This window comes from Mycobacterium sp., assembly GCF_040509115.1.
Lineage (GTDB): Bacteria > Actinomycetota > Actinomycetes > Mycobacteriales > Mycobacteriaceae > Mycobacterium.
Window position 1 is genome coordinate 1 of sequence record NZ_JBEVLO010000019.1, and the last position, 10,007, is coordinate 10,007.

General features: G+C 69.0%; 10 protein-coding genes. 5 read left to right on the forward strand and 5 right to left on the reverse strand.

All coding sequences use genetic code 11. The features are described from left to right. Window positions 1–120: 120 nt before the first annotated feature. Window positions 121–486 carry a HesB/IscA family protein gene (locus ABW137_RS01775; protein WP_526396269.1) on the reverse strand — a complete coding sequence of 122 codons (366 nt, stop codon included), beginning with the start codon at window positions 484–486 and terminating at the stop codon, window positions 121–123. Between the two features lie 57 nt (window positions 487–543). Continuing rightward, complete coding sequence (locus tag ABW137_RS01780) at window positions 544–1,650, reverse strand: glycerate kinase (protein ID WP_526396271.1); 1,107 nt, start codon at window positions 1,648–1,650, stop codon at window positions 544–546. Between the two features lie 70 nt (window positions 1,651–1,720). Here ABW137_RS01780 and ABW137_RS01785 point away from each other — a divergent pair, with 70 nt between their 5' ends. Genes ABW137_RS01785 through ABW137_RS01795 form a run of 3 tightly spaced genes read left to right on the forward strand, consistent with a single transcriptional unit; the run spans window position 1,721 to window position 4,233 of the window. Further along, on the forward strand, window positions 1,721–2,401 hold the full coding sequence (locus tag ABW137_RS01785; RefSeq protein ID WP_526396273.1) for a DUF3043 domain-containing protein: 681 nt from the start codon (window positions 1,721–1,723) through the stop codon (window positions 2,399–2,401). A gap of 18 nt (window positions 2,402–2,419) precedes the next feature. Further along, window positions 2,420–3,514 (forward strand): nicotinate-nucleotide--dimethylbenzimidazole phosphoribosyltransferase, encoded by a 1,095-nt coding sequence (cobT, locus tag ABW137_RS01790; RefSeq protein ID WP_526396287.1) that lies wholly within the window; start codon window positions 2,420–2,422, stop codon window positions 3,512–3,514. Then, complete coding sequence (locus ABW137_RS01795) at window positions 3,511–4,233, forward strand: adenosylcobinamide-GDP ribazoletransferase (RefSeq protein ID WP_526396275.1); 723 nt, start codon at window positions 3,511–3,513, stop codon at window positions 4,231–4,233. The genes cobT and ABW137_RS01795 overlap by 4 nt, the downstream gene beginning before the upstream one ends. Window positions 4,234–4,235: 2 nt before the next feature. On the opposite strand, the gene ABW137_RS01800 is transcribed toward ABW137_RS01795, so the two are convergent. Both ABW137_RS01800 and gcvT read right to left on the reverse strand, forming a co-directional pair. Then, the gene (locus ABW137_RS01800; protein ID WP_526396277.1) at window positions 4,236–5,342 is read right to left on the reverse strand and encodes a branched-chain amino acid aminotransferase; all 1,107 of its coding nucleotides are present in this window, start codon (window positions 5,340–5,342) and stop codon (window positions 4,236–4,238) included. A 22-nt stretch (window positions 5,343–5,364) separates the two neighbouring features. Beyond that, a complete protein-coding gene (gcvT, locus tag ABW137_RS01805; RefSeq protein ID WP_526396279.1) occupies window positions 5,365–6,462 on the reverse strand; it encodes a glycine cleavage system aminomethyltransferase GcvT in 1,098 nt (365 codons plus the stop codon). Window positions 6,463–6,499: 37 nt separating this feature from the next. On the opposite strand from gcvT, the gene ABW137_RS01810 reads away from it, so the two are divergent. Continuing rightward, on the forward strand, window positions 6,500–8,032 hold the full coding sequence (locus ABW137_RS01810; RefSeq protein WP_526396281.1) for a leucyl aminopeptidase: 1,533 nt from the start codon (window positions 6,500–6,502) through the stop codon (window positions 8,030–8,032). A gap of 26 nt (window positions 8,033–8,058) precedes the next feature. Here the strand turns inward: ABW137_RS01810 and ABW137_RS01815 are convergent, their stop codons facing one another. Further along, a complete protein-coding gene (locus tag ABW137_RS01815) occupies window positions 8,059–8,415 on the reverse strand; it encodes an oxidoreductase (protein ID WP_526396283.1) in 357 nt (118 codons plus the stop codon). Between the two features lie 207 nt (window positions 8,416–8,622). Here ABW137_RS01815 and sucB point away from each other — a divergent pair. Continuing rightward, window positions 8,623–10,007, forward strand: a 1,385-nt coding sequence (gene sucB / locus ABW137_RS01820) for a 2-oxoglutarate dehydrogenase, E2 component, dihydrolipoamide succinyltransferase (RefSeq protein ID WP_526396285.1), incomplete at its 3' end; no start/stop codon positions are given.

A 10,007-nucleotide genomic window follows, 5' to 3' on the forward strand; every position in this document is an offset into this window, starting at 1 on the left:
CACCCATCACAAAATTATTTTGTTCTTTTGTACCCGGCGGTTTTAACCGGGTTTTTTATACCAGACAAACCGCGGCGTGTGTTTACCGGGCGGGCGACGGCGCTCAGTTGAAGACGGCGCTCAGTTGAAGGAGTCGCCGCAGGCGCAAGAGCCGCCCGCATTGGGGTTGTCGATGGTGAAGCCGGTCTTCTCGATGCTGTCGACGAAGTCGATCGTCGCGCCCTGGAGGTACGGGGCACTCATCCGGTCGACCGTCAAGGTCACGCCGTTGAAGTCGACGTTGAGATCGCCGTCCAGCGATCGGTCGTCGAAGGCCAGTTCGTAGCGCAGACCTGCGCAGCCTCCGGGCTGAACCGCGATGCGGAGGTTCAGGTCGTCACGGCCCTCCTGGTCCAGCAGGGACTTCGCCTTCGCCGCTGCAGCGTCGGTGAGGATCGCCCCATGGGCGACGGTGGTGGTCATAGTCGACTCGTCCTGAACAGTCATTACCTCTCCCTGTGCATGGTCATGCGTCGGATATGACAACGGTACCTTGCCGGACCGCTATTCCCGACTCTTGTCACTCGTCCACCGTGCGGCGGTCTGCTCGGCGAGTCCCGTGAGCTGGCGCGCCGCGTCGTCCATGGCCAGTTGAATCGAACCGGCGTAGTCGGAGATGGAGTGGGCGGCGGCGATGCCCGCGCCGTGAAGTGCGCTCTCGTCGAGCGTGACCTGGCCTGCCAACACCAGCACGGGGGTATCGCGGGCACCCGCAGCCAGGGCGCTGACCACCTTGCCGTGCAGCGACTGGTCGTCGAACCGGCCCTCGCCGGTGATGATGAGGTCGGCGGCGGCGACGTCGCCCGCCAGGCCCGTGTGTTCGGCGATGACGGCGGCTCCGGACTCGCGTCGGCCGCCGAGGGCCAGCAGCGCGGCTCCCAGACCGCCTGCCGCACCCGCTCCGGGTTCGGCGGTGACGGTTCGCCCGGTGGCCTTGGCCAGCTCGTCGGCCCAATCGGCCAGTCGGCGTTCGAGGACGGCGACGGTGGCGGGGTCGGCGCCCTTCTGGGGACCGAACACGTGCGCTGCGCCCCTCGGCCCGAGGAGCGGGTGCTCGACGTCGCTGGCGGCGATCAGTTCGACGTCGGCCAGCCGCGCGACGGCCGACGACAAGCCGCCGAGCGCCTCGATCATGCCGCGGCCGCCGTCGGTTGAGGAACTGCCGCCAAGACCGACGACGATGGTGGCAGCTCCTGCCTGGAGCGCGGCGTCGACCAGCTGACCCACTCCCCTGGTGTGCGCCGCCAGCGCCGTCTCAACGGTCGGTGGTCCGCCGAGGATGGCCAGCCCGCAGGCCTGAGCGCACTCGACGTACGCGGTCGATGACGCGGCGTCGTACACCCAGTCGGCGTCGACCTCCTCGGACAGGGGGCCGCTGACCCGCGCGGACCTGCGGCCGCCGAGACGGCTCGCCAACACGTCGACGAAACCGGGCCCGCCGTCGGACTGCGGCGCGCTGGTCAATTGGTCGCCAGGCCTGGCCCGGCCCCACCCGTCGGCGATGGCCTCGGCGGCGTGCACGGCGGTCAGGCTGTCTCCGTAGCAGTCGGGTGCGATCAGCACGCGCAGTCCGGTGATGTCTTGCTCCTCGCGTCCGCGGGCGGCGGTCATTCCAGCAGGGTATGTCGACGTCGATGGAGGTGCATACCGGGCCCCGCCGGGACGAAGTAACCTGGCAGATGTGAAGCTGCTGGGACGCAAGAACGACGATCCTCAACCCGAGGGCTCGGGGTCCGTCGTCGACGGGTCGTCCGACGCCGATGCCGCGCTCGCCGCGTCCACCGCACGGGCGACCGCGCCCAAGGGCAGGCCAACGCCGAAGCGGAACCAGAGCAAGGCCCGCGGCCCCATCGCACCTGCGCCGATGACGGCTGCCGAGGCACGCAAGCGCAAGAAGCTGAACCGTCAGAAGCTCACCAAGGAAGAGCGCAAGGCCGACAAGGTGGCCCGCCGCGCCGACATGTCCGCGCGGCGCGAGAAGATGATGTCCGGCGATGACGCCTACCTGCTGCCGCGGGACAAGGGCCCGGTGCGGCGCTACGCCCGCGACGTGGTCGATTCGCGGCGCAATCTGCTCGGTCTCTTCATGCCTGCGGCGCTCGCCGTCGTGTTCATCATGCTGTCGATGCCGTCGGTGCAGATTCAGATGTACATCCAGTTCGTCATGCTCGCGTTGGTGTTGGTGATGGTCATCGACGGTGTGCTGATCGGTCGGCGCGTCAACAAGAAGGTCAACGAGAAGTTCCCCGGTAACACCGAAAGTGGTTGGAAGCTTGGCTTCTACGCGGCGAGTCGCGCCTCGCAGCTGCGCAGGATGCGGGCGCCTCGTCCGCAGGTCGAGCGTGGCGCGAAGATCGCCTGACCACACTCCGTGACCGATCTGCACTACATCCCGACGGTAGGGGCGCTCGACGCCGAGGCCGAGGACGCCGCCCGCGCCCGTCAGGGCATTCTGACCAAGCCGCCGGGGTCGCTCGGCCGCCTCGAGGATCTCGCCGTATGGGTGTCGGCGTGTCAGGGAGTGTGCCCGCCGCGTCAGTTCGAGCGGGCCAGGGTGGTGGTCTTCGCGGGTGATCACGGCGTCACCGCCCACGGTGTGTCGGCGTTCCCCAGCGAAGTCACCGCGCAGATGGTGGCGAACTTCGAAGCCGGTGGTGCGGCGATCAACGTCCTGGCCGACTTGGCTGGGGCTACCGTGCGCGTCGTCGACGTCGCCGTCAACTCAGACTATTCGGACTCCGATTATTCGGACTCCGACCATTCAGACTCGGATGCTCCCCAATCACCGACGGTCGGCGCCTACAAGGTGCGCCGCGGGAGCGGCGACATCACCGTCGAGGATGCGCTGACCGCCGACGAGGTGGCCGCCGCGGTGAACGCCGGTCGGCTGATCGCCGACGAGGAGGTGGATGCGGGTGCCGACCTGCTGATCGCTGGCGACATGGGTATCGGAAACACCACGGCGGCAACCACGTTGATCGCGGCGCTGACGGCATCGGAACCCGTCGCCGTGGTGGGTCGCGGCACGGGGGTCGACGACGCGGGCTGGGCTCGCAAGACGGCGGCGATCAGGGATGCTCTGTTCCGGGCCAGGACGGTCTCGGCCGATCCGATCGGGTTGCTGAGGGTGTGCGGTGGGGCAGATCTCGCGGCGATGGCCGGGTTCTGCCTGGAGGCAGCCGTGCGACGGACCCCGGTGATCCTCGACGGCGTGGTGGTGACGGCCGCGGCGTTGGTGGCCGATCATCTCGCGCCGGGTGCGCGCGCGTGGTGGCAGGCCGGGCACCGGTCCACCGAACCCGCCCACGCGCTGGCGTTGCAGCGTCTCGGGCTCGATCCGATCGTCGATCTCGGGATGCGCCTCGGGGAGGGCAGCGGTGCCGCGGTCGCGCTGCCCATCCTGCGCGCGGCGGTCGGCACGCTGGCGTCGATGGCGACCTTCGAAGAGGCGCGCGTCACCGACAGCTCGTCGTGATCGGTTCGCTGGCATCGGCTTTCGCGTTCGCGACGGTGGTGCCGGTGCGTACCAGCCACCCGTTCGACCGCGGTGCGCTCGCGTGCCTGCCGGTAGTCGGCGTTGCGCTCGGCGGCGTGGCGGCTGGCACGGTGTGGCTGGCGGCGCTGGCGTTCGGCGGCCATCCACTGGCGGGGATGTGCGCGGTCGCGGCGCTGTTGGCGGCGACGCGCGGGCTGCACGTCGACGGCCTGTCCGACACCGTGGACGGGCTCGGCTGCTACGGCCCACCGGAGCGGGCTCTGGCGGTGATGCGCGACGGTACTGCGGGCCCGTTCGGCGTTGCTGCGATCGTCGTGACCCTGGTGGTACAGGGGTTGACGTATTCGATGCTCGGACCGGTCGCCATCGTCGTGGCGGTGACCGCGGGCCGGGTCGCGGTCGTGGCGGCGTGCCACCGGTCCATCCCCCCGGCGCCGGGTAGCACGCTGGGGGCGCTGGTCGCGAGGACGCAGCCCACCTGGGTCGTCGCGGCGTGGGTCGTCGCGCTGGTGGCTGTCGCGGTCCTCGCGGACCAGCGGTGGTGGCAGGGGCCCATGGCGGTGGTGGTCGCACTGCTCGTCGCTGCGGTGCTGGTGAGGCACTGCGTACGCCGCTTTGGCGGCGTCACCGGCGACGTGCTCGGCGCCGCCGTGGAGGTGACGACGACGGTCGCCGTGCTGGGTCTCGCGGTCGGCTAACCTCAGCCGAGCTTGACCATCCAGTCGTGGGTATCGGCGAACGTACCGCGCTGGATCCCGGTCAGCGTGTCGCGAAGGGCCATCGTGACCTCGCCCGGCTCACCGTCGGCGATGGTGAACTCGCCGTCGCCGGACTTGACGTGCGACACCGGGGTGATGACGGCGGCGGTGCCGCAGGCGAACACTTCGGTGATCTCCCCCGCGGCGGCCTTCTTCTGCCATTCGTCGACGTCGATCTTGCGTTCCTCGACGGAGAAGCCGGCATCTGTTGCCAACTGCAGCAACGAATCTCGCGTGATGCCCGGAAGCAGCGAGCCGCTCAGTTCTGGGGTGACCAGGCGTGCGGTGCCTCCGCTGCCGAAGACGAAGAACAGGTTCATGCCACCCATCTCCTCGACGTAGCGGCGTTCGATGGCGTCGAGCCAGACGACCTGGTCGCAGCCGTGCTCGGTGGCCTCGGCCTGCGCCAGCAGCGATGCGGCGTAATTGCCGCCGAACTTCGCCGCTCCGGTGCCGCCGGGACTGGCCCGGACGTACTCCGTCGACAGCCACACCGACACCGGCTTGATGCCACCCTTGAAGTACGCCCCCGCGGGCGAACCGATCACCAGGTAGCGGTACTCGGCGGCGGGCCGCACGCCGAGGCCGGGCTCGGTCGCGATGATGAACGGCCGCAGGTACAGCGACTGCTCGCCGCCGGCGGCGGGCACCCAGTCGTGGTCGACGGCGATCAGTTGGCGAAGGGATTCAAGGAAGTCCTCTTCGGGGAGTTCCGGGATGGCCAGCCGGCGCGACGAGCTGCGCAGCCGCGCGGCGTTGGCCTCTGGCCGGAACGACACGATGGAGCCGTCGGCCCAGCGGTAGGCCTTGAGGCCCTCGAAGACTTCCTGCGCGTAGTGCAGAACGATCGCGGACGGGTCCAGCTCGATGGGGCCGTACGGGACCACGGCGGCGTCGTGCCAGCCGCGGTCGACGGTGTAGTCGATGGACACCATGTGGTCGGTGTAGAAGCGGCCGAAGCCTGGGTCCGCGAGGATTCCGGCCCGTACCTCGTCACTCGCAGGCGAAGCGTTGCGGGCGAGCGTGAAGTCGAGGTGGCCTTCGGTCATGCGCTGATTGTATAACCCGGCGCTAGCGGGTTTTAGCCTCAACGAACGGGGTGGCGACGACTTCGCATTCGAGTGGGCGGCCGCGGACGTCGACCGCGACGCGCTGCCCGTCGGCGATGCCCGCGTCGGTGTCGAGCAGCGCCAGCGCGATGCCGAGTTTCAATGTCGGAGAGAAGGTTCCCGACGTGGTGACGCCGACGGGCCGGTCACCGTCGAGCACCGTCATGTCGGCGCGTAGCACGCCGCGCCCGGTGGCCTTGAGTCCGCGCAACACTCGCCGTGGCCCGGCCTGCTTCTCGGCGAGCAGGGCGTCGCGCCCCCAGAATGCGTCCTTCTTCCAGCCGATCGCCCAACCACACCTGGCTTGTAGCGGGGAGATCTCCAAGGACAGCTCGTGGCCGTGCAGCGGGTAGCCCATCTCGGTGCGAAGCGTGTCGCGGGCGCCGAGGCCCGCGGGTTCCCCACCCGCCGCCCTGACGGCCTCGACGAGCGCATCGAACACGACGGCGGCGCGGTCCCACTCGGGCAGCAACTCGTAACCGTGTTCGCCGGTGTACCCGGTTCGGCACACCCGGACCGGCACCCCGCCGAACGTCGCGTCGGAGTAGCCCATGTAGTCCATGCCGGTCGGCAGGCCAAGGGCGCCGAGGACGTCGGCGGACTTCGGTCCCTGGACGGCGAGGACGGCGTAGGACCGGTGCTGGTCGGTGATCTCCAGTCCGGCCGGGGCGTCGACCCCGAGGGCGGCCACGACGGCTGCGGTGTTCGCGGCGTTGGGCACCAGGAACACCTCGTCCTCGGCCACGTAGTAGGCGATGAGGTCGTCGATCACGCCACCGGAGTCGTTGCAGCACAACGTGTATTGCGCCTTGCCGGGTCCGACCCTGCGGAGGTCGTTGGTGAACGCGGAGTTGACGTATTCCGCGGCGCCCGGCCCCTTCACCAGAGCCTTGCCGAGGTGGCTGACGTCGAAGAGACCGACGGCGCTGCGGGTGGCGTTGTGCTCGCTCACCGTTCCCGCGTAGGACACCGGCATCAGCCAGCCGCCGAATTCGGCGAAGCTGGCCCCCAGCTCGCGGTGACGGTCCTCCAACGGGCCCTGCAGCAGGTTCTCGCTCACGGCGAACCACACTAATCCCCCGCTAGGCTGACCCCTCGTGAGCACCGAACCCGGTTACCAGTCCCCCAGCGTCACCATCTCGACCTCGCTGCCCAAGCGCGGCATCGGCTCGGCGGTACTCGTCGTTCCCGTCGTGACGGCCGACACCGCGGGCGCGAGGAGCGATTCAGGAAGCGCGAAGGTGGTGGCCAACCCGTTCCTGGACGCGGAGGCCGTCGGCGAGATCGAGGTGGCGCTGCAGGCGCTCGGCGCGAAGGGTGGCGCCGATCAGACGACGCGGGTCGTCGCCCCGTCGCTGCCGGTGGCGAGCGTGCTCGCCGTCGGGCTCGGCAAGCCCAGGGACGAATGGCCCGCCGACGTGATCCGCCGGGCCGCGGGCGTGGCGGCGCGCTCGCTGAACGGCACCGAGACCGTGGTGACGACGCTGTCCGAGCTCGACGTGGCCGCGACCGTCGAGGGTCTGATCCTCGGCGCCTACCGGTTCACCGAATTCCGCAGCGAGAAGACGGCGCCGAAGGAAGCGGGCCTGGCCAAGATCACCGCGCTGGCGACGGCGAAGTCCGCGAAGGCCGACGCGGTCCGCGGCACCAACGTCGCAACGGCGGTGGCGACGGCGCGCGACCTGGTCAACACCCCGCCTAGTCATCTGTTTCCCGACGAGTTCGCAAAGCGCGCAAGGGCATTGGGTGAATCCGTGGGGCTGCAGGTCGAGGTGCTCGACGAGAAGGCCCTCGAGAAGGGTGGCTACGGCGGCATCATCGGCGTCGGAAAGGGCTCGTCGCGCCCGCCCCGACTCGTTCGACTGACCTACAAGGGCGGCAAGTCCAGGAAGGCCAAGAAGGTCGCCCTCGTCGGCAAGGGCATCACGTTCGACACGGGTGGCATCTCGATCAAGCCCGCCGCCAACATGCATCAGATGACCTCGGACATGGGTGGCGCCGCTGCCGTCATCGCCACCGTGGTGCTTGCCGCCAAGCAGCAGTTGCCCATCGACGTCGTCGCGACGGTGCCGATGGCCGAGAACATGCCGTCGGCCACCGCACAACGGCCCGGTGACGTGCTGACCCAGTACGGCGGAATCACCGTCGAGGTGCTCAACACCGACGCCGAGGGCCGCCTGGTCCTTGCCGACGGGATCGTGCGGGCATGCGAAGACGGACCCGACTACCTGATCGAGACGTCCACGCTGACCGGCGCGCAGACCGTCGCGCTCGGTGGCCGCACGCCGGGGGTGATGGGCAACGACGAGTTCCGTGACCGCGTCGCGGCCCTGTCGCAGGAGGTGGGGGAGAACGCCTGGGCGATGCCGCTGCCCGACGAGTTGAAGGACGACTTGAAGTCCACCGTCGCCGACCTGGCCAACGTCAGCGGCTCCCGTTACGCCGGCATGCTGGTGGCGGGCGTCTACCTTCGGGAGTTCGTCGCCGACGGGGTTCAGTGGGCCCACATCGACATTGCCGGACCGGCGTACAACACGGGCGGGCCGTGGGGTTACACGGGCAAGGGCGGCACCGGTGTGCCGACGCGGACGATGTTCGCCGTGCTTGAGGACATCTCCAAGAACGGCTAGCGGGAGAACGGCTAGCGGGAGAACGGCTAGCCCTCTTCGAGCTCGCGCCGCAGTTCGCGGTCGCGCTGAATGCGCTGTCGCGCGTCGTGGTCGCGCATGCGCTGCGGGTAGCCGACCTTCTGCACGTCGTACACCGGGATGTTCAGCCGGTCGCTGAGCCGGCGCGCCCCCTTGTCGCCGCCGGCACGTCGCCGGGTCCACTCACCGTCGGCGGCCACCAGGCACACCGTGACTTCGGTGACGGTCGTCTTGGGTTCGATGAACGCCTCGACGCCGTGGTGTTCGGCCACCCACTGTCTGAGGTACTTGAGATCGGCGGCGGGGTCGTGACCGTCGGACGCGCGGGTCGACCTGCCGCGCCGAAACCTGTCGAACAGTCCCAACTGGACCTCACTCCTCTTGCTGCTCCCGCGGCGTGTCGGCAGCACCGACACTTTCGATAGTGCCAGAGCGCTAAGTGCGGCCACCGGCGTGAGAGACGCGCTTGAAGGAATCCGACAGGTCTGCGACGAAGGACGGGCACGGACATGACAGGATGGAACACGAGCATTAGCCCCGTCATGAGCGACCGTTTCGAGGAGTCAATTCACATGGCCATCTCCGTCCAGATGCCCGCACTCGGTGAGAGCGTCACCGAAGGGACCGTCACGCGATGGCTTAAGCAAGAGGGTGACACCGTCGAGGTCGACGAGCCCCTACTCGAGGTCTCCACCGACAAGGTCGACACCGAGATCCCGTCGCCGGTCTCCGGGGTGTTGACCAAGATCATCGCCCAGGAGGACGACACCGTCGAGGTCGGCGGCGATCTCGCCACGATCGGCGATGCCGGTGAGGGTGACTCCTCCGAGCCCGAAGCCAAGTCCGAACCCGAGGCCGAAGCAGAACCAGAGCCAGAGCCAGAACCCGAGCCAGAACCGGAGGCCAAGTCGGAGCCGGAACCCGAGGCCGAGTCGGAACCAGAGGCGGAGCCGGAACCAGAGCCCGCCGAGTCGTCGTCCCGCGGTGGCGGTGACGCGACGTCGGTCGTCATGCCCGAGCTCGGCGAGTCGGTCACCGAGGGCACCGTCACCCGGTGGCTCAAGAAGGTCGGCGACGACGTCGAGGTCGACGAACCACTGGTCGAGGTATCCACCGACAAGGTCGACACCGAGATCCCGTCACCCGTCGCGGGCACACTGCTGTCGATCACCGCCGAGGAGGACGACACCGTCGCCGTTGGCGGGGAGTTGGCCACGATCGGCGCAGCGGGCGCAGCCCCGTCGAAGAAGCCGGAACCCAAGCCGGAACCCGAACCAGAACCCGAGCCCGAGCCCAAGGCCGAGAAGAAGCCGGAACCCAAGCCCGAGCCCAAGCCGGAACCGAAGGCCGAGAAGAAGCCGGAACCCAAGCCGGAAGCCAAGCCCGAGCCCAAGCCCGAACCGGCGCAAGCCACCGAAGCCCCGTCTGCCGATGGCAGCAGTCCGTACGTGACCCCACTGGTCCGCAAGTTGGCGTCCGAGAACGGCGTCGACCTGTCGGCCGTCAAGGGCACCGGAGTGGGCGGCCGGATCCGCAAGCAGGACGTCATCGCCGCGGCCGAAGCCAAGAAGGCGCCCGCCCCCGCCGAGTCGGCACCGGCGTCCGCACCGGCCGCGGGCAAGGCTCCTGCCGCCAAGGCGCCCGCTCCCGCTCCTGCCCTGGCGCATCTGCGTGGCACCAAGCAGAAGGCCAACCGCATCCGCCAGATCACGGCGAAGAAGACGCGTGAATCCCTGCAGACCACAGCGCAATTGACGCAGACCCACGAGGTCGATCTGACCAAGATCGTGGCGCTGCGGGCCCGCGCCAAGGCGACCTTCGCCGAGCGTGAGGGAGTCAACCTGACGTATCTGCCGTTCTTCACCGTCGCGGTGATCGACGCGCTCAAGGCCCACCCGAACGTCAACGCCAGCTACAACGAGGACACCAAGGAGATCACCTACTACGACGCCGAGCA

Excerpts from the sequence above, each read along its gene's own strand:
- ABW137_RS01775 (WP_526396269.1), bottom strand. The coding sequence starts at position 486 with ATGACTGTTCAGGACGAGTCGACTATGACCACCACCGTCGCCCATGGG.
- ABW137_RS01780 (WP_526396271.1), bottom strand. The coding sequence starts at position 1,650 with ATGACCGCCGCCCGCGGACGCGAGGAGCAAGACATCACCGGACTGCGC.
- ABW137_RS01800 (WP_526396277.1), bottom strand. The coding sequence starts at position 5,342 with ATGACCGAAGGCCACCTCGACTTCACGCTCGCCCGCAACGCTTCGCCT.